This window comes from Shewanella sp. SP2S2-4 (assembly GCF_031932025.1).
Taxonomy (GTDB): domain Bacteria; phylum Pseudomonadota; class Gammaproteobacteria; order Enterobacterales; family Shewanellaceae; genus Shewanella; species Shewanella baltica.
This window is the reverse complement of record NZ_JAUOER010000025.1, coordinates 25,569-48,520: the sequence shown is the minus strand read 5'-3', so window position 1 is coordinate 48,520 and position 22,952 is coordinate 25,569. Positions and strand designations below refer to the sequence as shown.

The window sequence follows — 22,952 nt, the reverse complement described above, 5'->3', positions numbered from 1 at the left end:
AGCTAAATCAATTTTAAAAAGCCTTTGAGTTAACAATATTTTAGGGTGCAGTCAAAAAAATGACCCTGCCAGAGTTCAGTTGATAGCCTAAACTATCGCCATTGTGCGACCGATAGTGACAGCTGTTATCCTTAACTAAATAGTCAGCAACCAGCCCTGCGTTATCCACTTCGGCACCCATAAGTTGCTGCCACAAATCTTGGCAACCTTGGCCGTTTAACTGCTTAGGTTGTGGCCATCCTAAACTATTGATATCGACGACACTAAACTCAGTGTCTTTGGATATGTTGTCAAACGCCTCCCAATTCAACTGCATCTGCGGCGGCTTGCCCAAAGATAGCCATTGGGAGCGCACCATCACCAGCACATTTAAGAAACGTGCATGATCGACTTCTAATCCACGGGCAGCGATTTGCGGTAAGGTAAAAAAGTACTTAGCACCAATCACCGCCATGATAACCAACACTAACCCTATGGTTATCATACGCCCATAGAGGCGTAATAGATCGCTTTCTGCCTTTTGCTGAGTCTGCATTTAACCTCAGCCCCACACATAAGAGAGGAGATAAACATTATCCATATCGATTATTTACCGCCCTTGACCACATTGAGCATATCCCACATGGGCAGGTATATCCCTAAGGCCAACACGAGAACAATTACGGCCACAAAACCGATCAAAATAGGCTCCAATTTAGCGGTGAGGTTCTTTAAATCATAGTCTACTTCGCCCTCATAGAAGTCTGCCGCATCATTGAGTAATTGATCGATTTGCCCTGTTTCTTCACCCACGGCCACCATTTGCAGCACTAGTGGCGTAAATAACTTGCTCTGATTCGATACCCTTAACATAGAGTCGCCAGACTCAATCCCACGGCGCATACCGACTATTTTGTCGTGCATGTAGGCATTATCTACCGCATCAGCCACTAAACTTAGGGCCTGCGTCATCGGCACGCCAGCGCTGAGCATCATAGAGAAACTGCGACAATAACGGGCTAACGTTGAGCGCTCGATAATCGAACCTACGGCGGGGATGTGCAGTTTCCACTTATCCCACTGCTTCTCGCCTTTTTCCGTATGGTGCCAGTAACGAATGCCGATAATAGTGCCAATCAACACCACCAACATCAGCGCCCAATAATTCACAAACAGATTCGATGTACCTATCAACACTTTGGTCGCCCAAGGTAAGTCGGCGCCAAAGCGGGAAAACATCTCGGCGAACTTAGGGATCACCATGATATTGAGGATCACCATAGCGAGTGCAATCGAAATCAATACAAACATGGGATAACGCATGGCCGATTTAATTCGTCGCCGCGTTTCCTGCTCACGCTCGATATAACCCGAAAGCTGAATAAAGGCATCTTCTAACTTACCGGTGTTTTCTCCCACGTGCACCATAGAAACAAACAAGGAATCAAATACATCGGGATGTTGATTCATGGATGATGATAAGGGTCGGCCTGCGGTGAGCTGCTCAGAAATATCATTGAGCGCATCTTTCATCCGCTGGGAATGCGCCGTTTCAGACAAGCCCGCAATCGCCCGCAAAATCGGGATGCCAGAACGGGTCAAGGAGTACATTTGCCGAGTAAAAATCTGTAATTCTTCTAACGCGACTTTACCGCCAAATAACTTAGTCAGTGAGAACGACTTAACCACTTTGTCGACTTTGACTTCGAGGGGAATAATCCCCCGCGCCAATAGCATGTCAGCGGCAGCACTTTCCGACGCGGCATCCAACTGCCCCGTAACGGATTGACCTTGACCACTGCGTCCACGGTATTGATAAATCGGCATAATTACGCCTCAACGCCTTGTTGGCTAATAATATCCTTCGACAAAGGTATTTGTGATTCACTCACATCCTCTACCAGCTTAGCCACCTCTTCAATGGTCGTCATGCCTTCGCTCAGATATTGCAACGCTGACTCGGCGAGTGGGGTGAAGTTAGGGCTCTGCAACGCGGCTCTGGCGAAATCCTGCGGATTACCGGTACGCATCGCATCGATCATCTTTTCGTCGAGCTCGAGGATCTCAAAAATACCAATACGGCCACGATAACCACTGCCGTTACAACTCTGGCAACCGGTACCGATTCTAAAGTTTGCATGGGTAAAATCTTTGCGACTCACACTACTCAGCCAAGCTTTTTCCTGCGGTGTCGGCTGATACTCAACGCCACAGTTATGGCAAACGCGGCGCACTAAACGCTGGGCAATAATCACCCTTAAGGCACTGGCAACTAAATAACTCGCAGCGCCCATATCGAGTAAACGCAGCGCACTGGTGACCGCATCGTTAGTGTGCAAGGTCGATAACACAAAGTGACCCGTCAATGCGCCCCTCAGGCCAATCTCAACGGTTTCTTGGTCACGCATTTCCCCTACCATGATGATATCGGGGTCTTGACGTAAGGTGGTGCGCAAAACGTTGGAAAAGTTTAAGCCAATCTTATGGTTAACTTGTACTTGGTTGATCCGTGGCAATTGATACTCGACCGGATCTTCCACAGTGATGATCTTACGGTCGGCGGTATTGAGCTCGCTCAAAATACCGTACAAAGTCGTGGTTTTACCGCTACCCGTGGGGCCTGTGACCAACAACATGCCGTGGGGGCGTTTAATCTGTTTACGAATACGCGCCAAAATAGCAGGCGGCATACCGGTTTCGTTTAGGGTCAATAAACCCGCCGATTGGTCGAGTAACCGCATTACCACAGATTCGCCGTGGTAAATCGGCATAGTCGACATACGCACATCGATATGGTGACCTTTGATTTCCATGTGGAAACGGCCATCCTGCGGCAAACGTTTTTCAGAAATATCGAGTCCTGCCATCAACTTAAGTCGCAATACTAAAGCTGCGGCAATATTAACTTCATTCAGAATCGTTTCGTGTAGCTGGCCATCGATACGCTGGCGAATACGCAAGGCTTTATCACCGGGTTCGATATGAATATCCGAGGCGCGCATTTGCACCGCATCTTCAAAAATCGACTGCAGCAACTTAACCACTGTGGTTTCATTGTCACTGTCGCCCGAAGTCAGACTGGCTAAATCGAACATCTCATCGGCGGCGTATTCTTCTTCGAGCTTACCGGCGATCTGAGCAATTTGGTCTGTACGGCGATATAAGTTATCAAACGCTTGCAGCAGTTGTTGCTCGGGCGCTACCGCTAACTTCAAACGCTTAGGTGCGATAAGCATTTCGAGGTGATCGAGCGCCTGCAAATCGGCAGGATCACTCATAGCTACCAGTACGCTATCGCCCCTGTCTTCAACCGCTAAAGCGCGGAAACGTCGGGCTTGCACCTCAGGAATAAGATGAACGACTTCAGCTGGGATTGGCATTTTACTGATATCGAGCAAAGGCACATTCAATTGTTGCGACAAGAACTGCAGCAACTGATGCTCTGTAATCGATTGCAGATCAATGAGGGTACGACCCAGTTTTTTGCCCGTATTACGCTGCTCGCCTAACGCCTGTTGCAATTGCGCTTCGGTAATAATGGCTTCTTGAACTAACAGATCGCCCAAACGCATTTTTAATCTGGGTTTCATTGGCTATCTCCTAGCTGAGTCAAACGTTGTTCGATAAAGGCACTCGCCTGCGCCGATAAGCCTCTGTGGCCTAATGCAGTCCGATAGGCTTGGCGTGCTTGGGGGAATTGCTGCTGCGAATCAAGCGCATAAGCCAGTCCCATCCACCATTTAGCCTGTTGGGGTTCTTGTTGTAATAGTTGTCTATAGGCTTGTTCCGACACGGAAAACTGCCCTAGCTTTTGCGCCAAATCCGATTGTGCCATCCACTTTTGTCTCGCCAGCGGATGCGTATCAGGTATGTTGGCTAACGTCGCTAATGCGAGATCAGCCTGACCAGCGGCTTGCTGAACCCGAGCGAGCAATAAGGCAAAGTCTAATTGCTGCGGGAATAACAGCATACCTTGCTGCAACACTTCGCTGGCTTTGGCTAATTGACCTTGCCCATAGTGCAGCGCAGCTAACTGCTTGCGCGCTTCATGCATACTGGGATCAAAGCCTAATGTTTGCTCATAATAACTAATGGCTTCTTTGAGCTTGCCATCCTTTTCAGCCTCACTCGCAAGTGTAAACCGCTTCTTTGCTAGCTGCTTTGGGGTTAGCTTCACCTCAGTAATCGCCATTTGCCCTTGTGCTTTGGGCGCAAGTCGATGAGTGCCTGCATCAGCGTTAACTTCTTGTACGTTAAGCCCATTACTCGCATTACCTTCATTATCGGCGGCCACACTGGCCCGCTCCGACATCATTAACGCAGAGGGCGCAGCTACAGTGACCTCGGCGCTACGCACACTCGATGTCGCACTACTTGGCTGTGAATGGCTTGGCTGCGAGTGGCTTGGGTCGCTTACCGTATCGACCTGATCATCTGCGAGTGCAAGGCTCACATCTGCTTGTGGTTTTTGTTGTGGTTGCGACTGAGCTTGTTGCTCAGGTTCAGCCTCTTTTGCGGTTCCCAATTCAGGTACCTGACTCGATGCCACTTCGGTGGCACTTGGTTCAAACTCTTCACTATTCGCTGTCATCGTTGTCGCAATCTTCTGCGCAGTCGCAAGCTTCAAGGGTTCTGCAGCGGCATCGACGTTAGGTGCAGATTCGTTTGAGGCAATGCTCTCCGTTCGCACAGGCTCAGTTTGAGCGGTTAAAGTATTTTGTTCCTGAACTTGAGCCGAAATAGTCGCTTCTGCAGGCTTTGCCATGAAAGATTGCCAGCCATAAACCGTGCCGCCACCGAGTAGCAGTGACACTCCACAGAGCAGCAGCCCGTTAAACGGAGCGCGCCTGCGAGCTAAATACTGCACCTGCGGTTTAGTGACGTTACTGAGTTCGTGCCCCTGCTGACGTTTATCAAGATCCTGCAGCATCTTATTGATCACGCTCATACAACACTCCTCAAAACGTGTTGTAATCCCAAACCGAAAGCCACAGTTATCAGAGTGAAAAAAGGCAGCCATTTCCACGATAATAATCGGCGAACACTTGCATCTTCAGTGTCTTGAATCGCCGCTTTAACGTGGGAGGTTTGCACGCGCGTAGCGCCCTCGCCGAAACTCAGTAACAAGGCTTTATGGGCAAGAATATTGATCAATCTGGGGATCCCTCGGGACGCATAGGCAATCTGACGTGTTTCCCGTGATGTAAAGAGTGGTTCGCCCGCACGCCCAGCTATGGCTAATCTGTGACGAATATAAGCATCGGTTTCATCCCATGTCAGTGGACGAAGATTGTAGCTAAAAGTAATACGTTGTCTTAATTGCCTGAATTCTTGGCGTTTAAGCCTGTCATCTAGCTCAGGTTGCCCAAATAACACCACCTGCAATAACTTACGCGTCTCGGTTTCGAGATTAGTGAATAACCGCAGCGCCTCTAAACTGTCGTCCGGCAATGCCTGTGCTTCATCGAGCACTAATACGATGGTGTGACCGTGAGCACTTAACGCGAGTAGCTGCTTTTGGATACGACCAGTGAGCTGCTGCTGATCCATATCACTGGCGAATTTGAGCCCCAGCTTACTCGCCAATGCCCAACGTAACTCTGCAGGTGTGAGATAAGGATTAGGCAAAAAAGCGCAATGAAATTTATCCGGCAGCTCATTGATAAGCTTACGGCAAATCAGAGTCTTTCCTGTCCCCACTTCCCCTGTCACCTTGATAAAACCTTCGCCCGTTTGTAGCGCAGTTTGCAACACTTGCAAGGCTTCCACGTGTGGCGACAGGCCGAAAAAAAATCCGGTATTAGGTGTCAGTGAAAATGGGGCTTGGTTTAAGCCAAAATGCTTCTGATACATAGAAGCTTACTTTGTCTCCGGATACCAACGATCTAATAATGTCTTAGAACGTTGTAGCTCAGTTTTCCACGTATCGACGCCAACTACCGTAGGTTTTAACAGAATAATCAGCTCAGTTTTCTTCTTCTGCTTGTTGCGGTTTTTAAACAATTCACCGAGGAAGGGAATATCACCCAACAAGGGCACTTGCGATACCACTTCAATGTTTTCACTCTTCATCAAGCCACCTATGATGACTACGTCACCGGAAGCGGCGCGGATAACGGTATCAGACTCGCGAATTTCACTCTGCGCTAAAGGTAGCTCCAACGAAGCATCACTCACTTTGATATCTTTAGTCTGCTCTTTCACATCGATAACGGATGGATGCACGTGCAATAACACATTGCCGTCACTATCAATTTGCGGCGTGACATCTAAGGCAATGCCTGAGAAAAACGGCGTAAGCTCGACTTGTGGAGTGGTCACTGGCGTTGTGCCCGCAACGGTAGTCGATGACACGTCGGTGACAAAGTACTCATCGGTACCCACTTTAATCACAGCTTTTTGGTTATTCGATGCAGTCACCCTTGGGCTAGACAATACATCCACATCGCCTTGGGTATCTAATAGATTGATCATAGTTGTAAAGTCGGAGCCTTTAATGCTCAACGAGGTCACGCCACCAATCGCCGAGGTGATTTTATCGTTTAAACCAGGGCCTTTCGAAGTCCCAAAATTCACATTCGTATTGCCAACATGACCCAGCACATTGTCCCATTGGATACCCTGCTGATAGCCATCGGATAATGTGACTTCGAGGATCTTAGCCTCCAAGATCACTTGGCGCTGTAGGTGACTCTCGGCGGAATTCAAGAAAGTACGCACTTGGCGTAATTCACTTGGGAAAGCACGAATAGTGACTAACCCCGCCTGCGGCGTGACCACCACTTGCCGCCCATTACCAGTGTCACCAATAATCGCCGTCAGCGTTTCTTTCAGCTCGCCCCAAAAATCAGTCTTAGTGCGCGAGCGAATAAATGTTCCGTTACTGCTATCGCTGCTGCCATTACTACTGGAGTTGTTGCCGTTACTGCTGTTGGAATTATTATTACTCGAACCATTGTTATTTGAATTGTTATTGTTCGAATTACTATTGGAATTATTGCTATCGGAAATGCGTCCAGAACTCACTGAGGTCACAGATAAGCCGTCACGTTCCATATAGAGATAATTCAGCGGAAACGTCTCGGTACGCATTCCAGCGGGGAATACTCTTAGAATGCGCCCTTCGCGGCTCACTTCGTAACCGTAGATATCTTCAACCACTTGAATCGCTTCGCTTAAGGTTACACCTTTAAGGGATAGCGAAATCGTACCTTGCACATCAGGATGTACGGCAACACTCAGCGGCGTACCTTGGACTAAGCTTGGAAAAAATACTTTGGCATCCACATCATGGGCAGAGACATCGAAACGACGCTCAGTTTCCAGCGCAGGGGTTAAGCCTGACAGTAAAGCGCCCGAATTCAATTCTCGCTGAACCGCATCCGGCATAGTCGCAGGCGGTGGCGTCGTTGATGCCGTCGCCGTCGCCATTGAGGCCGCTAGTGCCGCCTTACTCGCCTCCGGCTGTGGCCTATTTGTGGTCTGACACGCCACAAGGCAAAGTGAGAGCAGAGGTGTAAAGTATTTAATCGCTTTCATCTGAGGTGTATTCCCTATCTCTCTGTTATTGCTTGAAACAATGTCAATTTCCGTCCATCGGACAGCGACACATAAGTGGGGGTGATCTTGACGATACTCTGCCCCTCAATGCTGTCGCCAACAGACAATATTTTGTTATTTATCACAGCATAAGCCGTGTTGCCTGAACTCACTATGCTGTTAAGTACCATTGCCTGAGCCTGCGCTTGGCTCGCATGACCGACCACGGCAAAACCTTTACCAGGCAAGGTAGGGTCGCGCAGTGATTCAGCAGACGCTATAGGGCTGCTGACCAATAACAACACACTGATAATATAAGACTTATTTAGAGACACTGATAAAGTCCTTATTAATGCTTAAGGTATAAAGTTCAATCTCTACTGTCGCTTGGGGATATTCTGCGACTTTATAGTCGAGACGCTTCCAATAAAGTTTATCAGGCATGGCCTCAACGGCTTCCACAAAGCGCAGCACAGAGAAATAATCGCCCTCTAAGCTCATACGAATACCATGGCTATACAGATTGAGTTTCTTCTCTTCACCCACAGCCAACAGAGGAATGGGTGCAATCGACATAAACTTAATTAATTTAATCCCTTGGACTTGTCCCAGTAAATTTCCCAGTAGCTCTGGCATATAGTCTGCAGGCACCATGTCCACCATCTGCTCATTGAGCTGGGCATCTAAAGCTTGATTTTGTTGCTCTAATAACACTAAACGCTGTTGGTAATCTTGATTGGGATCTAACGCTAAACGTTGCTGATACAAGTCAACCTGCTGGGCCGAAATCACGTTTTCTTGCTCTAAGGCTTTTAGCTGTTGTGACAACGCCACATGGGTTTTCCATAGGGACTCTAAGGGTAAATAACTCAGCATACCGACCACGGCCAGAATGGCGACTGAGATCAGCACTCGCTCGCGGCGACTTAACGCATCAAACTGTTGCCCTAGTTGGGCTAACTTTTGCTTCATTGCGCGGCCTCCTCCTTGTTATCGCTCTTCAAGGTAAAGGCCAAAGGTTTATCTTCACCGCGATCCATACTCATCGACGAGAAAGCTTGCCCCTTTAAAGTCTGCGTTGTTTTAAGTTTGCCAATCCACTGCGGAATGCTTTGAGGATGGTCGGCAAAACCTTCGAACATAAAATCTTGCTCATTAATGACGATATGACTGAGCCACACGCTAGCATCCGACACGACCGCTAAATCTTTAAGCACTGGCGCAAAACCTCGGCTAGTTAAAGAGGCTCTAAGGCTCAATTCACCCATGAGTAACTGCTTCAGCTCTAACTGTTGTGCCGCTAAATCGACTCGCGCAACAAGATCGGCATCGGGTTTACGCGCAGCTATCTGTGCTTCTAATGCCTGTTTTTGGGTATCGAATTGCAGCTTTTGCTGGGCAGCCAATTGCTGAGCCTGTTGCAGCTCACTGACTTGCCAGTAGCTATAACCGCCTAAAGCCGCAAATAGGACCAAAAATCCCGCAGCATAAGCCCCCAAACGTGCAAAGGTTAATCTTTGCTTCGGCGGAAGTAAGGAAGGAGTGTAGAGATTGACTCGGTATTTAATCACTCAGCACCTCTGGAAAATTCGGCAAAGGCTAATCCCGCCATTCGCGCGCCAACACAGCTTTTATCGATAACATTCACAGCTTGATTAAAGTTTGCCGACACTAGCTTAGCTAAAGTATCCACGGCACCATCAGCGAGAAGTTCAATAGAAGATACCGGAGCTTGCCTTAACTGGCTTTCAAAGTAATCCATAGAGCGCTGAATTTCTAAACTTAAATTGTCTGCCATGCCATAAGTTAATTCATCGGCTTGGGTCTTATCCAACTGGGTAAATCCGCGCACACGCCGCTGCATATACAGCTGACCTTGCTTAACCACAGTCAATAACAATTCTTGCCCTGGAATATGGCTGACCACCAGACGTGCTTGGTTGTCATCACCAAATAAGTTGGTCATGGCTAACTCTTCGATACTGATACCGATAAGTTGTAAATCTTGTTCATGAATGGCCTGCACCATACTCACGAGTTTAGCTTTATCGACCACCACTACACTGATTTTATTACTGGGAATAGGTGACTCGAAATAGTCCAAATGGATTTGCGGCACAGGTAGCGTCACCATGTCTTTAATTGACCACAGCAAGGCTTGGGATAATTCGACAGTATCGACATTGGGTTTATCAGTCAGCAGTAATTGATAAAGCCCTGAAGCTAAAACCAGTTGTAATTGGGCATTAGGGAAGGATTTAGCGACGGCAGCAAACGCCGATGACCAGTGCTCATCTTTAAGCTCAAACGGTAACCACAGTTCAGTACGATCACTTTGAGCAGGTGCGTAAACCCATAATTTATCGGCACAAACATAGACGCCAAGGCTAGTCGGATCCGTTCTTTTCTGCCAAAAGGCGAGTCGACCTATAAGACTTTTTTCCATAAAGATGCCTGTAACCAACTGAATTTAAAAGCGTGAGTAGTCTCTTTTGCTTAAACGTCCTGTCACTCCACTCTCCAGTGTTCCTTGCCCTCTGACTTGCTTTATCGCTAATTTAAACAGCAAACGTCATTATTTTGGCACTGAATAGTTTAGCTGCAAATACTCGTATTTTATAGATAAATACGTGAATAATCGGATTAATTTGCCTTATAAGACGACATTTATCACCCTAATACCACACTTTCATTACTTAGCCTCTATGGGTTCGCTGAAATACATTCCCTGCGCTGCGCCAACACCGAGAATTTGCAGTGTCTGCCATTCTTCGAAGACTTCGACCCCCTCGGCACAGACTTGCACTTCCGTTCGATACAAACCGCCAATCAAGCTACGGATGAATAATTGGTTTTCTGGGCGTAAATGAATATGCCGTACAATCGATCTATGTAGCTTAATTAAATCAAAGTGACATTCACGAATATAGTAAGTGCCAACGACCTGCTGACCCACATGATCAACACATAATCTCGCACCCATTTTACGGATCATGTCTAATTTTGGCTGTAATTTTTCTTGATGTTGAATCACGATATCTTCCGACACTTCGAAAATCAGTCGCGTGGTCAGATGGCGATATTCTAACAGCGTCGTTTTTAGCCATTGGGTAAAAGCTCGACTCATTAGCGAATCCAAACTCAGATTAATACTGTATATCTGTGACGCTGGTTTTTTATTTGTTTGAGTATTCGATACGCCACCCGCTAATTCATTCGACAGTAACAACAATACCCGCTCAATAATTTGCCGTTCGACCTGCGGCATTAAACCACATTTATTCGCCATTGGAATAAACAGTGTGGCACGAATTAGCGCTCCTTGATTATCCCGCGCCCGAGTAAATATTTCTTTATGATGCTCATTACCATCAGAATCGATTATAGGCTGGCTAAAGGGGAAGAATCGCCTTTGCACTAACGCGTTTTCTAAAAAGCTGCGCCAACGTACTGAGCCTTTAGCAAACTCTTCATCAATTGCGCCTTTGTCGTACATAAACCAATTACTATTGCCCTGTAATTGTGCCGCCCTCAAAGCCATATCGGCTTCTTCAATTAACTGTGCCGCATTATCGCCTGCGGTAAAATAAGCGCATCCGAGGTGGAAAAAGTTATCGCTATTGTCGACTTCGGGTAAAGGCTGGCTCAAACATATCTTAAGCAACTTACTGGCGAATTGGTCCGCTTCAATTAACGAGATTTGCGGCACGACTATGGCAAATTGATTGTGAGAACGACGGGCAAAAATACTGTTAGCTTGGGTTTGCAGCAATTGGCTTATCGCGTTGACGGTCGAATTTAATAACTCTTTAGTTACCGCTTCACCTTGGGATTGCTGCAATAAATCCAGATCATCCATCTCTAATAAATAAATCACCCCATGGGCGAGCATCGCCTGATTATGACTAAGGGCGTCGAGACGGTTATTCAAAAAGAGCCGATTACCAATGCGCGTTTCCGCATCGAGAAAGGTATTAGAACGAATGAACTTGTCAAAACGGCCACGTTCTTTTTGTGCGTCTTGTAATTCTTCTAACAACTTGGTCAAAGCGCGGTTAATCAGCCTTGGCTTGCCATTTCCGGGGGTCGCGAGTGCTTGCTCGTGCTTACCTTGCAAAATCAATCGGCTGCGTAAGGCTAATTCTTCAATGCCATCCAACTGTTGGGAAAACCATAAATAGCCAAAACGCACTAAGGTAGCCACAGCTAACACACCGACCAACAGGATGAGGATTTCATACCAACTAAAAGTGTAATGCTCGAAGGGTTGGGTTAAGGTCAGCTGCATACGCAGGCCAGATTTAGGTTCTAACACATGGTCATACACCATGGCATTTTGCGTAGTCAGATTGCCTTCATAGGCAAAGATCACTTCATCTTTCAAGGTCAGCCGAAAATCAACAGCATTGTAGGCAAGTAGCATGGGCGGCAGCCAAGCTTCCAAATCCCAATCGGGTTGGTGTTGATATTGGTCCACTAACATAGTTTCGAGTTCGGCGACTTTCTGCTGCTGAAATTTATAGGTCAACTGCACGAAACTCATCATAGCGCTCAGCAAAAAGACGAAGGCGATAGCGGCTAATGACATTAACCAAAAGCTGGTTAATTTTGTAGTTAACATTCGGGTGAATTTCATCTATCCGCTATCCTGCAGGATTATTATAATTATTTGTGCGATTTTAACAGGATTACAACAAAGTTGTCCGTTGATTATTCAGTAGCATAACCTAAAAGGCAACCAAGACGCTGTGACTTTAATGTCCGATTGAATTAGGCCAATTGTTTTTAGGACCGATTTTCGCTCAGTTTTTAACGCTTTACCCCGATATCACCATAGAGGCTGAACTCACAAACCGTAAGGTCGATGTCATAGAAGAAGGCATAGATCTGTTATTTCAAATTGCCGATTCGGGTGACACTCGCCTGCAAAGCTATGCCTTAGTCAACGCCCATAAATCGTTAATGGCAAGCCCTGCTTATTTGGCTGAGCATGGCACCCCCAAAGTGCCACAGGATTTAGCCAAACATAAAGCGATCCGCTTACAGTCAGCGCATATTGAAGGAGCATGGAAGTTATTCGATGGCAAAACTTGGATTGTCGCCGAGCCCATGACTCAACTGACAGTAAACAATGTCACTTTAGCCCGCGAGGCCGCCATTGCAGGGCTTGGGATCACAGCGGTGCCCTCCATCATTGCCCAAGTGGCATTAGAAAAAGGCTACTTAATCCCGCTGCTTGATGACTATCCTATGGTACAAACTAAGGTCGTGCTCAGTTATCCACAGCGGGCCTACTTACCCCGAAAATATCGCGTCTTTATCGAGTTTATCTATTCCGCATTATTTAAACGTTGGGGATCGCAAGTATTGGAAGTGCCCGATTTTATCGGCCAAGCCGATCAGGGCGAATAAACAAAATCGAACAAATAAAGCGATCAAAACAGTAACAAATATAACTTTGTAAAGCTTAAATCGCTGCCATAGGGATAAATCCGCTATGTCATAATTGCCTTAATCCTTAAGCCTCTATAAGCTTGGCAAGGTAACAGGCAGCAAAAGACCTTAGGTTTTCCTGATACAGTTTGCATAATAAAATTTAACATTTAATCTCAATTTTGGAGGAAACCTAATGAGCTTAATTAAAGAGTTCAAGGCTTTTGCGTCCCGTGGCAATGTGATCGACATGGCCGTTGGTATCATCATAGGTGCCGCATTCGGCAAGATAGTCTCGTCCTTCGTGGCCGATATCATAATGCCACCGATTGGTATCATCTTAGGCGGAGTGAATTTTAGTGATTTGAGCATAGTGCTGCAGGCTGCTCAAGGCGACGCGCCTTCTGTGGTGATTGCCTATGGTAAATTCATTCAGACTATTATCGACTTTACGATTATCGCCTTCGCCATTTTTATGGGTCTAAAAGCCATCAACACCCTAAAACGCAAGGAAGAAGAAGCACCTAAAGCACCAGCTGCACCGACTAAAGATCAAGAACTGCTGTCTGAGATCCGCGATCTACTGAAAGCTCAGCAAGAAAAATAAGCCAAATCTTAAGCGCAAATCATAAAAAACCCATCGAACTCGATGGGTTTTGTTTTTTATATCGGCGATGTTTTACATCAAGCAGATAAACGATTACTCAACTTCAATGTGCACAGTTTCACTGTAATCTTGCACCACTTCTGCCACTCGAATGCGGTAAGAGTTAAACAAACACGGCACTATGCCCGTTTGCTCGGCAATACTGTGGGCCATCTGATTGCGCCATTGGGTGATAGAAGCTTGGTCTTCCCAAAACGACAGGCTCAGCACTTTGCCATCGTCGGTTAAGCTCTGAAAACGTTCGATCGAGATCAGTCCCTTGCGCCCTTCTAAATACTGGCGCATCTCGGCTGCCACATGCAGATACTCTTCCTTCCCTTCCTTTGTCGGGATGACTTCAAAAATTACCGCGATCATAATGTACTCCGGAGATATTAATCCTTAATCCAAGTGCTAAGCCTAGACTATATCGAACGCTATAGCTCGCTGATTTTTAGGCTTTAACATTGAGCCGCGCCACAAAACGCCATTTAAAGCTATTCGAGTATCTGTTGCTTATCGCCGCGATACAGCCAGCGATACAGCCAGCGATACAAGGTCGGCAACACTAGCAAGGTCAGCGCAGTGGAGCTAAACAAGCCACCGATAATCACCACTGCCAGCGGCTTTTGGATCTCACTGCCAACCCCCGATGATAATAAAATCGGGATCAAGCCTAAGGCCGAGGTCAGTGCCGTCATCAATACGGGTCGCAAACGCCCAACCGTGCCCTCATAAACACAATCATAGAGTGCTTCGCCGCTTTGCCTGCGCTGATTAATCGAATCCACCAGCACCACGCCGTTGAGCACCGCAACCCCAAATAGCGTGATAAAGCCAATAGAGCTAGGTACAGATAAATAAGTGCCACTGACATACAGGGCCACTATGCCGCCAATCAAGGCTAAGGGCACGTTCGCCATGATGAGCAACACTTGCTTGAATGAACCAAAGGAGAAGTACAACAACAAGGCAATCAAAGCGATAGAAATCGGCACCACCAGCATCAACTTTTGCTGCGCCCGCTGCTGATTCTCATATTGGCCGCCAATGATCACTGTATATCCCGCAGGTAAATCGGCCTGTGGCACTAAAGCATAAATGTCTTTTACAACCGATCCCATATCGCGCCCCGCCACGTTGGCCTGCACCACAACACGGCGCTGCACATCGTCACGGCGAATATTCGGCGGCGCCATTTCCACTTCGACGCTGGCGACTTCGCCTAAGCGCACAGTGGCGCCATTCGTGCCGCTGAGTAACAAGTCCTTAATCGCATCAGGGCTTTGGCGAAACTCGGGCGCAAGGCGCACATTGATGTCGTATCTGGCATTGCCATCGATCACTTGACCTGCACTCCCGCCGCCAATGCCTTGGCTGACAAGGCTCATCACTTGATCAACACTGATGCCGTAGCGCGCCAATAGCTCGCGTTTGGGCCGCACGACCAATTGCGCCTCGCCGCTCACTTGCTCAAGCGATACATCCACGGCACCAGGGATTTTCGCGACAAGATCGGTAAGCGCTTGCCCTTTCTCAGACAATACCGCTAAATCTGGACCGAAAATTTTGATCGCTAACTGGGCTTTTACCCCCGAGAGCAATTCATCTACCCGAGTCGCAATCGGCTGCGAGAAAGTCAGCAAGAGGCCGGGGAACACACTGAGTTTTTCCTCCATCAGGCGTTGCAACTCTAAGCGCGAGCTTGCCGATTGCCATTCAGATATCGGCTTAAGCCCAATATAAACCTCGATATTACTCACGGGCTCAGGATCGCCACCAAGCTCAGGCGCACCAATGCGGCTCAGGGCATATTCCACCTCGGGAAACTCCAGCAAAATGGCTTCAAGCTTGGGTGCGACCGCCAAAGACGTGCCCAAACTCGCGGTTGGTGCCAGCGTGACCCTGAGGTTAATCGTGCCTTCCTCCAGCTCAGGCACAAATTCGGTACCCAGTCTTGGTAGCAATAAGAGGCTCAAAGCAAACATCAATAAGGCGCTGAGCATCACCACCTTTGGCCTAGCAAGTGTTGCCGCCAGTAGCTTGCGATAAGCGGCATCCAGCGGCGCTAAGACCACGCTTTGTTTGAGTACCACACTACGCTTGAACAGATACACAGCAAGGGCTGGCACGGCAATCAAGGCCACCAGCAGCGCTGATATCATAGCCAGAATGATACTGACCGCCATAGGTTGGAACAGCTTGCCCTCAACCCCTTCCAGCGCAAATAGCGGCGCAAACACCACTATGATAATGGCGGTCGCGAAGAAGATTGGGCTGCAAACCTCTTTCGCCGCGAGCATGATACGCACAGCCATATTGGCCTGCTGACCACCGTCCTCATCGCTATGATATGGATCTATTTCACCGTCCGCCCGAGTTCTTGCCTCTTGCAAATGTCGGCGATCTGGCTGGGTTAAGTGTTTGAAAATGTTCTCTACCATCACCACAGAACCGTCGACCAACATACCAATGGCCACGGCTAACCCACCGAGCGACATCAAGTTTGCCGACAGACCATAATAGGACATCACCATAAGTGCGAGCCCGATAGACACAGGAATAGACAGCAGCACCAGCAAGGTCGCGCGGATATTCACGAGGAACAGCGCCAAGATCACTACGATAAACACAAAGGCCATTAGCAGCGCATCGCGCACTGTGGTCACGGCCTTATCGACCAGATCCGCTTGGTCGTAAAACACCTCAAAGGACACGCCATCGGGCAATGCCTGCTCGATAAGGTTCACCCGCGCGCCGATATCGTCAATCGTCGCCTTAGTGTTCGCCCCCATGCGTTTGAGCACGACCCCCGCCACCACTTCGCCGAGATATTGCACATTTCCCGTCTCATCACGGCGAGTCATAGTTACAGCACCAACACGGATTTCACTGCCGAAATCCACCTGAGCGATATCGCCCACCCGCACGGGCGTGCCTTTATCCTCCGTAAGAGGGATCTGCGCGATCGCCGCTAAGCCTTCTTCTCCTGCGGGCAACATGCCGTAACCGCGTACCACAAGTTGCTCTTGGCCTTGGTCCATAAACCAACCGCCAGCGTTGCGGTTATTGCTCTCTAATGCCTCGGTAACTTGCGCCATCGACAAGCCATAGGCGCGCAATTTATTCGGGTCGACCTGCACTTGGTATTGGCGCACATCGCCACCAAAAGACAAGACTTCAGTCACGCCGCCAACGGGCATCATGATGAGTTTTACCAGGTAATCGTTCAAACTGCGCAGCTCGGCGGCATCGATACCTGAGCTAGGTTCAGCGCGCAGAATGTACTGATAAATCTGCCCTAATCCCGAAGTATTCGGGCCGATTTCCGGCACACCGACACCGCTTGGGATCATCTCCCGCGCCGCCTGTAACTGCTCAAACACTTGCTGGCGGGCGAAATAAATATCCGTCCCTTCGGCAAATACCACAGTCACAATCGACAAGCCTGTGCGCGACAAGGAACGTACCTCTGTCACGGCTGGCAAGGCGTACATGGCCGACTCCACCGGATAACTGATAAGTTTTTCCACCTCTTCTGCGGCTAAGCCTTCAGCCGCAGTATTGATGGTCACTTGCACGTTAGTCACATCGGGAAAGGCGTCGAGATTCAATTTTGGCAACATGGCCACGCAGCCCATAATCACGGCGAGCAGAGCCAATACCACTAACAGCCGATTTTTAATCGCGGCTTCGATTAACTTTTGCAACATAGAAAATCTCCAAAATGAGGGCGCTCATATTAGTGGGCGTGAATATCGAAGCCCGCTTTCGCCTGCTCGGATGCCAAGAAGAACGCGCCAGCCACCACGACCTTGCGCTGTGCCTGCTGGGCTTTTTCAAGCTCTGGCCCACGCACTAGATTCAAACCGCGTTGACGCTGCACCACTTCTACCTCAATGGACTCGAAGCCATCCTCATCTTGAATAAAAATCTGCCAGTCGCCATCGCCGCCACGGGTCAGCGCCGCATCGGGCAGCACTATGCCACTGCCGTTTGGATCGGTAGTAGAGCCAGCAAAATAGAGTTCAGCAAATTGCCCCGCATGCAACACATGATCAGGATTGGGCATACTCACCAGCACTTGCTCGGTGCGCGTTACACTGTCGAGTTCATGGGAGCGACCTATGATCTTGCCCGCCAAGGTTTTATCCCCCACTTGCACTAAGGCCGGACCACCGACACAGATATGCGCGGTTTGGGTTGGGGTTAACTGTGCTTCGACCCATAAATAAGACTCATCGGTCAGCTGCATTAACGGCGTGCCCGCACTAAACACTTGGCCTAACATGGCGATATCTTGCTGCACTCGGCCGTCAATTGGCGCTAAAAGTTGATAACTTCCAATCGCTTCGGGCGTCGATTCCAGTGCACGAATTTGTGTTGGCGTCATCTTAATCGCCTCTAAAATCGCCCGTTTAAGTTCGGCATCCACCTGAGCCTGCATCCGCCGACTAACGCTAACCGCACCTTCACTCATGCGCTTAACTCGGCTCCATTCAGCAGCAGCATTGATGTAGTCCGCCTGCGCCTGCGCAACGGCTGCGCCGCCCAAGGTCAGTAAAGGCTCACCTTTTTTGACTTCTTGTCCCGGCACTACGTGGCGCGCCAACACGCGCACATCGAGCTGCGGCGCAAGGGTCGCGGTGCGATCGCGATCCACCACTAAGGTCGCCGTCGCCCTGATATCCAGATTCAAATTGGCGATATTCAAGCTATCGCTCGACAAGGGTAACAAGCTAATGCCCGCCAAGGCTTGCTGCGTTTCGGTCAATTTCAGCGCCTGTTCGCCGTGTTCATCCGTCGGCGCCGTTTGCGTTACTGAATCGCTGCTTTCCTTAGCCGCGGGTGCGTGATCACCGCCAGCCAATACAGGCTGAGCGCTAAATACCAACGTGCTCAGCACGAATAATGCGAGCGCGATTTTTGATAGGTTAAACCGACGCTTTTCAGGCGTTGTTACAGCATCCAGTTGAAGGACATTTTTGTGGTGAGTATGTGAATTCATTATTGTGACCTCATGGGTTTACTGCGCGCGCGGCGGCATTGGGCATGTGCGAAGGTGCTTGGCTGATCTGTTCAGCGCTACCATCCAAAAAAGGCATAAGCTGGCCGCTTTCGCCCATCCACGTTAACCAGCTCTGATAGATAGCCGTTTCTAGGTTTAAGCCCACCAAATAACTGGCGGCTAACTGCCGACGACTCTGTAAGTACTCACTGGTACTCACATCCCCCGCCTGCCATTGTTGGCTTAAGGATTTAGCCGCTTTAGCACCTGACACTTGCACTAACTCGCGCCAGTCTTGGTAACGCTCAAGCAAACGCGGCAACGCATAGAGGAATTGTTTCTGCTTAGCAGTAAGTACTCGCTCACGGGCAAGATAGCCTTGCTCGGCGATCGCGATACCCTTATCGGCCACTGCTTGTAACTCACTGTAGTTATTGCGAACTTGCAGAGGAATCGACACACCAACCCCAAGTTTATTGTCCGTACCTTCCTTTTCGGCGGCTAGACTAATGGTCGGGTCTGCTGACGTATCGGCCTTGACTTGCATGGCATTGACTCGTGCCAGCAGCACTTGCTGATAGGCACTCGCCAGAGCCGGCAAAGTGGATGTTAAGGGGCTCAACTCGGTTGCTGGCGCTTGCTTAGCCTGAGTCACGAAGACATGGATCTCCTTAATAAACTCGCTAAAGGCAAAATTATTATTTCCAAGTAACTCAATCACTTTGCCGTCGGCCACTAAGGCCGCCTGCTCAGCTAAGGCGTAATCGGCGGTGTTAGTTGCTAACTCGAGTTGCATCAATTGCAGCTCAACGTTGGATAAATCCCCCGCCGCCAACCGCTGCTTGGCAATACTGAGCTGCGCCTTAGTGAACCTTAATTGCTGCTCGGCAAAGATCAGCGCCTTACGGCTTTGCGCCTGTTCTGCCAATGCCAGTAAGCGTTCGGCCAACATTTGGTTACGCTCTAAACCTATGTCCGCTAACAGGATTTGGGCTTCAAGCTCGGCACGTTTTGTCGCCACGCCGCGCTTATCAGCCCAATCGAGGGTTTGACTCAGACCTAAACTGTAGGAATCTGTGTCGGCATTTTGATAGTTAAGCCCAAGCTCAGGGTTATACACGGCGCGATCCGCCGCCTGAATGGCAAGCTCTGCTTGTTGCTGTCGTGTAAGCTGCGCCTGCACTTCAGGTAACTGATTGAACTGTGTGAGTAACGCGGGCAACCATTGGCCTAAAGCGACATATGGCGTGTCGGTTTCTTTGGCGGGCAAACCCAGTGATTTAGCCTTAAACACCTCGGCTTCAGGGGCTTGGGTTTCAATGGCTTTGGTTTCCAAGGGATTGGTTTCAAGAAAGACTTCAAGAGTGTCATTTTCTGCCGCGAGGGCAAAGGCTAACAATCCGGCGGCCAATACTAATCCGCAGCTCAACAAGCCCGATCGAAACAGGCAAGCCAAGGTACGGGCGAGAGTCGTTTTGTTCATCGCAAATCCTAACAATATCGAATGTGGATCGGCTGACTTTGCGCCCAAAGCGTGACTGCTAGATTCGAGCTTCATTTGAAATAGCTCAATGCAAAGCAATCCTATCGTTCTGGGCATGGCAAATAAGCGCCGTTCGAATCATCCCGCTAAGTAAACATAGCTAAAACTATGCGTAACTTAAGCTATGCATAACCAACACACCGCATGGCTAAAGGCCGATGGCTGGTACAACAACTCACGCTGCTGAGCATCAGTTAAATCGCATTTGGGGGATGAATATAAAAGGCTTATCGCGCGGCGAAATAGATTGAGATCCAAGAAGATGAATCAAGATCTTTAGACCGAGGAATAAGCTGGATATTGGGGGATTAAGCTATTGGAGGACGGTACTTAGGTAAATTATCGGGCTGGAAATAGGATACATTGGCAGCGAGAAAGACGCTTTCTAACGCTTGTACAGGCTGGCTTAGCCCAGGAGATAACAGAGCCACATGGCCGCCATGACATTGGCAATCGAGGCACAGGTCAAAATCTTGTAATTCAGTGGTTTTCACTAAGTGGGAATGCAATTCGTTGCTTTGGTTTTCACCCGCATGATGACTCGTGACACCCGTATAGTCAGCAAAACCTAGGGCTTGCTCGCTTGGACAAACGCAATCGACACATTGGGCCAAAGTGGTCACTTGGGCGCTAAATTGCAGATGGGGATGATTATCGGCTTCTTCCGCGCCATTGCCCGCATGTAACTGATGCGCACCTAAATTCGCGCCAGCAAATTGCAGCACGATAATGGCTATCAGTAAGGTCACCATTCGAGTAAAAAATGGCTTAGCGGTAGAATTCAAATATCACCTATAGCAAATAACGGATAACGGATAACGGATAACGGATAACGGAACATCTGACCCGTATGATAAACATAAGTTCACAGCTCGCAAGCAAAGTCTTTCAAGCTGTGATCTCTAAAGGCTAACGCTGACTTAAATACTCAGTGCTTATTTAAACACGCAACACTTATTTAAACACGCAGTGTTTAGCGTAATCTGCGGCTTCATTAGCAGTCCAATCGCCAGACGGCTTATCTTTCATCTGCTTACACCAAGCATCGCTACCCACTTCTGGCGCGCAGGCACTCAGACCAGCGGTAAACGCCAGCACCAACGCAATAGCACTGATTTTTGAAACATTTTGCTTAGAAAAAGCGCGCGATTTAAATAAAGACATACTTCATTCCTTGTAAATACGGTCTACATTAGACCATTAGATATTCGAACGCTTAGTGATCCAAGCAATCGCTTTGGTTTTCTGCTCTAGGGGAAACCATGCCACTTCGCCCTGCATAAAAGGACCAAGTAAGCGCACCGCATTTCCCACCCAATCAGGTCCGCCCACAAATACTAAGGCTTCAAAATTAGGTAATTGGACTTCACCACTACCTGTGAGTGACTCAAATTCCCAGCCCTCGAGTAACACATCTGCCTCAATATACAGGCAAACTTGGCCCCAATCCTTACGATAACTCTTAATCGCCGGCTGTAAACGGGTCCGATAATCGGTGGAGGATAGTCGGCCACTGGCAAAAAGACTGATAACACCCTTAGCAATATCGGGGATTTGGCATAACATAGAGGCACTCCGAATCGAGAACACTTTTGCAAGCAATGGCCTTGACCAATGCAATGGCAAAGAATGCGCCCGATGATAACAAATCTATTGAAAAGCCATAAGTGATTATTGATGGCTTCTCAATCCATGCTGAAAAATGCCTAAGTTTGCCATGATAAAAATCTCAAACCGTGTGGAACTTCAGGAAAATGAAATCGAGTGGCAATTTATCCGTTCGAGTGGCGCAGGCGGTCAGCACTTAAATAAAGTGTCCACCGCTGCGCAGCTAATTTTCGATATTAAAAGCTCATCATTACCCGAGTATTACCAAGAACGCTTGCTCAACAAGGCCGATCACCGCATCACTAAAAGCGGCAAAATCATCATTAAATGCCAAGCGAGCCGTAGCCAAGATGCCAACCGCCAAACGGCGTTGGAGCTATTTATCGCCTTAGTCGCCAGCGTCGGTGAAGTGCAGAAAAAACGCATTCCTACCCGCGCCACCAAAGGCAGCCAAACGCGGCGATTAGAGTCCAAGAAACAAAAAGCCGCCACTAAAGCCATGCGTCAGCAAAAGACTGATTATTAGCGTTAATCAGCATTAGGCCGCAGTTGAAACTGGCCGACAATGGCGCTGGATTTCAATGGTATAGTCGGCTCGCACATGCTCAGCTCACACACAATTGACTAACGGATAATGCAAAATCGACTTGAACAGGTTAAGTTAGTGACCTATCTACAAAACTAACAAATGCCTCCCAGCTTTAATTCCAAGGCATGTCGTAAAGGAAAGCGCAATGAGTCACAAAATTTTGCTCGTCAATGGCCCCAATCTCAACCTCTTAGGTCGCCGCGAGCCCAGCGTTTACGGTCATCAAACCTTGGCCGACATAGTGGCGGAGTTAAACCAGCAGGCAAAGTTGGCGGGAGTTGAGCTTGAGCATATTCAGTCCAACGCCGAATTTGAGCTAATCAACGCGATTCATGCGACCGATGCACAGATGATCATTATCAACCCCGCCGCCTTTACCCATACTAGCGTCGCCCTGCGTGATGCCTTGCTTGGCGTCGCAATTCCGTTCTTTGAAGTGCATTTATCCAATGTGCACGCCCGTGAAGCCTTTCGCCACCATTCCTATTTTTCCGATAAGGCGATAGGCGTGATTTGCGGTTTCGGTTCACAGGGTTATGAGTTTGCACTGGCGGCAGCCATTAAGCGGCTCAACCAGCCACAGTAATCCCATTCAATAGCGTGCTTC

Annotated in this window: 21 protein-coding genes and 1 pseudogene; 4 read left to right on the top strand and 18 right to left on the bottom strand. The window is 48.5% G+C overall.

Annotated features, from left to right (window positions below; genetic code table 11):
* Window positions 1-40: 40 nt before the first annotated feature.
* From Q4Q54_RS17460 to csrD, 11 genes are all read right to left on the bottom strand, one after another.
* A complete protein-coding gene (locus Q4Q54_RS17460; protein ID WP_220591877.1) occupies window positions 41-535 on the bottom strand; it encodes an MSHA biogenesis protein MshF in 495 nt (164 codons plus the stop codon).
* Between the two features lie 50 nt (window positions 536-585).
* The gene (locus tag Q4Q54_RS17455) at window positions 586-1,806 is read right to left on the bottom strand and encodes a type II secretion system F family protein (RefSeq protein ID WP_311989108.1); all 1,221 of its coding nucleotides are present in this window, start codon (window positions 1,804-1,806) and stop codon (window positions 586-588) included.
* 2 nt (window positions 1,807-1,808) lie between these two features.
* The gene (locus Q4Q54_RS17450) at window positions 1,809-3,569 is read right to left on the bottom strand and encodes a GspE/PulE family protein (RefSeq protein ID WP_115335629.1); all 1,761 of its coding nucleotides are present in this window, start codon (window positions 3,567-3,569) and stop codon (window positions 1,809-1,811) included.
* Window positions 3,566-4,927, bottom strand: a complete 1,362-nt coding sequence (locus Q4Q54_RS17445; RefSeq protein WP_311989107.1) for a tetratricopeptide repeat protein — start codon at window positions 4,925-4,927, stop codon at window positions 3,566-3,568. Before Q4Q54_RS17445 ends, Q4Q54_RS17450 begins: the two co-directional genes overlap by 4 nt.
* On the bottom strand, window positions 4,924-5,832 hold the full coding sequence (locus Q4Q54_RS17440) for an ExeA family protein (protein WP_261272932.1): 909 nt from the start codon (window positions 5,830-5,832) through the stop codon (window positions 4,924-4,926). The genes Q4Q54_RS17445 and Q4Q54_RS17440 overlap by 4 nt, the downstream gene beginning before the upstream one ends.
* Window positions 5,833-5,838: 6 nt before the next feature.
* Window positions 5,839-7,518 (bottom strand): pilus (MSHA type) biogenesis protein MshL, encoded by a 1,680-nt coding sequence (mshL, locus tag Q4Q54_RS17435; RefSeq protein WP_311989106.1) that lies wholly within the window; start codon window positions 7,516-7,518, stop codon window positions 5,839-5,841.
* Between the two features lie 14 nt (window positions 7,519-7,532).
* On the bottom strand, window positions 7,533-7,853 hold the full coding sequence (locus Q4Q54_RS17430) for an MSHA biogenesis protein MshK (protein ID WP_311906277.1): 321 nt from the start codon (window positions 7,851-7,853) through the stop codon (window positions 7,533-7,535).
* Window positions 7,840-8,490: an MSHA biogenesis protein MshJ gene (locus tag Q4Q54_RS17425; protein WP_300478510.1), complete on the bottom strand. Its 651-nt coding sequence runs from the start codon at window positions 8,488-8,490 to the stop codon at window positions 7,840-7,842. The genes Q4Q54_RS17430 and Q4Q54_RS17425 overlap by 14 nt, the downstream gene beginning before the upstream one ends.
* Window positions 8,487-9,089 carry a hypothetical protein gene (locus tag Q4Q54_RS17420; RefSeq protein WP_006083273.1) on the bottom strand — a complete coding sequence of 201 codons (603 nt, stop codon included), beginning with the start codon at window positions 9,087-9,089 and terminating at the stop codon, window positions 8,487-8,489. Before Q4Q54_RS17420 ends, Q4Q54_RS17425 begins: the two co-directional genes overlap by 4 nt.
* Window positions 9,086-9,964, bottom strand: coding sequence for an MSHA biogenesis protein MshI (locus Q4Q54_RS17415; RefSeq protein ID WP_311989105.1), 879 nt, complete (start codon window positions 9,962-9,964; stop codon window positions 9,086-9,088). The genes Q4Q54_RS17420 and Q4Q54_RS17415 overlap by 4 nt, the downstream gene beginning before the upstream one ends.
* 246 nt (window positions 9,965-10,210) lie before the next feature.
* Window positions 10,211-12,154, bottom strand: a complete 1,944-nt coding sequence (csrD, locus tag Q4Q54_RS17410; RefSeq protein ID WP_311989104.1) for an RNase E specificity factor CsrD — start codon at window positions 12,152-12,154, stop codon at window positions 10,211-10,213.
* Window positions 12,155-12,276: 122 nt separating this feature from the next.
* On the opposite strand from csrD, the pseudogene Q4Q54_RS17405 reads away from it, so the two are divergent.
* Together Q4Q54_RS17405 and mscL are read left to right on the top strand one after the other, a co-directional pair.
* Window positions 12,277-12,930 (top strand): annotated as a pseudogene (locus Q4Q54_RS17405) (substrate binding domain-containing protein); the annotation flags it as partial.
* A 217-nt stretch (window positions 12,931-13,147) separates the two neighbouring features.
* The gene (gene mscL / locus Q4Q54_RS17400; RefSeq protein WP_220591220.1) at window positions 13,148-13,558 is read left to right on the top strand and encodes a large-conductance mechanosensitive channel protein MscL; all 411 of its coding nucleotides are present in this window, start codon (window positions 13,148-13,150) and stop codon (window positions 13,556-13,558) included.
* Between the two features lie 93 nt (window positions 13,559-13,651).
* Here mscL and Q4Q54_RS17395 read toward each other — a convergent pair whose 3' ends face one another.
* The 7 genes from Q4Q54_RS17395 to Q4Q54_RS17365 form a co-directional block, all read right to left on the bottom strand.
* The gene (locus tag Q4Q54_RS17395; protein ID WP_220591221.1) at window positions 13,652-13,975 is read right to left on the bottom strand and encodes an antibiotic biosynthesis monooxygenase; all 324 of its coding nucleotides are present in this window, start codon (window positions 13,973-13,975) and stop codon (window positions 13,652-13,654) included.
* A gap of 119 nt (window positions 13,976-14,094) precedes the next feature.
* Window positions 14,095-17,310, bottom strand: a complete 3,216-nt coding sequence (locus tag Q4Q54_RS17390) for a CusA/CzcA family heavy metal efflux RND transporter (protein WP_311989103.1) — start codon at window positions 17,308-17,310, stop codon at window positions 14,095-14,097.
* Window positions 17,311-17,339: 29 nt separating this feature from the next.
* Window positions 17,340-18,605: an efflux RND transporter periplasmic adaptor subunit gene (locus Q4Q54_RS17385; protein WP_311989102.1), complete on the bottom strand. Its 1,266-nt coding sequence runs from the start codon at window positions 18,603-18,605 to the stop codon at window positions 17,340-17,342.
* A 10-nt stretch (window positions 18,606-18,615) separates the two neighbouring features.
* Window positions 18,616-20,088: a TolC family protein gene (locus tag Q4Q54_RS17380; protein ID WP_311989101.1), complete on the bottom strand. Its 1,473-nt coding sequence runs from the start codon at window positions 20,086-20,088 to the stop codon at window positions 18,616-18,618.
* Window positions 20,089-20,456: 368 nt separating this feature from the next.
* Entirely contained in the window at window positions 20,457-20,900 is a 444-nt protein-coding gene (locus tag Q4Q54_RS17375) for a hypothetical protein (RefSeq protein WP_311905669.1), read from the bottom strand.
* A 202-nt stretch (window positions 20,901-21,102) separates the two neighbouring features.
* Complete coding sequence (locus Q4Q54_RS17370) at window positions 21,103-21,312, bottom strand: DUF3012 domain-containing protein (protein ID WP_006079957.1); 210 nt, start codon at window positions 21,310-21,312, stop codon at window positions 21,103-21,105.
* Window positions 21,313-21,348: 36 nt separating this feature from the next.
* Complete coding sequence (locus Q4Q54_RS17365) at window positions 21,349-21,714, bottom strand: STAS/SEC14 domain-containing protein (RefSeq protein ID WP_011845671.1); 366 nt, start codon at window positions 21,712-21,714, stop codon at window positions 21,349-21,351.
* Window positions 21,715-21,850: 136 nt separating this feature from the next.
* Between Q4Q54_RS17365 and arfB the strand changes: the two genes are divergently transcribed.
* Together arfB and aroQ are read left to right on the top strand one after the other, a co-directional pair.
* Complete coding sequence (gene arfB, locus Q4Q54_RS17360) at window positions 21,851-22,282, top strand: alternative ribosome rescue aminoacyl-tRNA hydrolase ArfB (protein ID WP_311898526.1); 432 nt, start codon at window positions 21,851-21,853, stop codon at window positions 22,280-22,282.
* A 208-nt stretch (window positions 22,283-22,490) separates the two neighbouring features.
* On the top strand, window positions 22,491-22,931 hold the full coding sequence (gene aroQ / locus Q4Q54_RS17355) for a type II 3-dehydroquinate dehydratase (protein WP_028759381.1): 441 nt from the start codon (window positions 22,491-22,493) through the stop codon (window positions 22,929-22,931).
* Window positions 22,932-22,952: the final 21 nt, after the last annotated feature.

Coding starts and splice junctions, on each gene's coding strand:
- Q4Q54_RS17370 (WP_006079957.1), bottom strand. CDS start 21,312: ATGTCTTTATTTAAATCGCGCGCTTTTTCTAAGCAAAATGTTTCAAAA.
- Q4Q54_RS17385 (WP_311989102.1), bottom strand. CDS start 18,605: ATGAATTCACATACTCACCACAAAAATGTCCTTCAACTGGATGCTGTA.
- Q4Q54_RS17445 (WP_311989107.1), bottom strand. CDS start 4,927: ATGAGCGTGATCAATAAGATGCTGCAGGATCTTGATAAACGTCAGCAG.
- Q4Q54_RS17450 (WP_115335629.1), bottom strand. CDS start 3,569: ATGAAACCCAGATTAAAAATGCGTTTGGGCGATCTGTTAGTTCAAGAA.
- Q4Q54_RS17390 (WP_311989103.1), bottom strand. CDS start 17,310: ATGTTGCAAAAGTTAATCGAAGCCGCGATTAAAAATCGGCTGTTAGTG.
- arfB (WP_311898526.1), top strand. CDS start 21,851: ATGCCTAAGTTTGCCATGATAAAAATCTCAAACCGTGTGGAACTTCAG.
- csrD (WP_311989104.1), bottom strand. CDS start 12,154: ATGAAATTCACCCGAATGTTAACTACAAAATTAACCAGCTTTTGGTTA.
- Q4Q54_RS17365 (WP_011845671.1), bottom strand. CDS start 21,714: ATGTTATGCCAAATCCCCGATATTGCTAAGGGTGTTATCAGTCTTTTT.
- Q4Q54_RS17440 (WP_261272932.1), bottom strand. CDS start 5,832: ATGTATCAGAAGCATTTTGGCTTAAACCAAGCCCCATTTTCACTGACA.
- Q4Q54_RS17380 (WP_311989101.1), bottom strand. CDS start 20,088: ATGAACAAAACGACTCTCGCCCGTACCTTGGCTTGCCTGTTTCGATCG.
- Q4Q54_RS17415 (WP_311989105.1), bottom strand. CDS start 9,964: ATGGAAAAAAGTCTTATAGGTCGACTCGCCTTTTGGCAGAAAAGAACG.
- Q4Q54_RS17455 (WP_311989108.1), bottom strand. CDS start 1,806: ATGCCGATTTATCAATACCGTGGACGCAGTGGTCAAGGTCAATCCGTT.
- aroQ (WP_028759381.1), top strand. CDS start 22,491: ATGAGTCACAAAATTTTGCTCGTCAATGGCCCCAATCTCAACCTCTTA.
- mshL (WP_311989106.1), bottom strand. CDS start 7,518: ATGAAAGCGATTAAATACTTTACACCTCTGCTCTCACTTTGCCTTGTG.
- Q4Q54_RS17395 (WP_220591221.1), bottom strand. CDS start 13,975: ATGATCGCGGTAATTTTTGAAGTCATCCCGACAAAGGAAGGGAAGGAA.
- Q4Q54_RS17375 (WP_311905669.1), bottom strand. CDS start 20,900: ATGGTGACCTTACTGATAGCCATTATCGTGCTGCAATTTGCTGGCGCG.
- mscL (WP_220591220.1), top strand. CDS start 13,148: ATGAGCTTAATTAAAGAGTTCAAGGCTTTTGCGTCCCGTGGCAATGTG.
- Q4Q54_RS17425 (WP_300478510.1), bottom strand. CDS start 8,490: ATGAAGCAAAAGTTAGCCCAACTAGGGCAACAGTTTGATGCGTTAAGT.
- Q4Q54_RS17460 (WP_220591877.1), bottom strand. CDS start 535: ATGCAGACTCAGCAAAAGGCAGAAAGCGATCTATTACGCCTCTATGGG.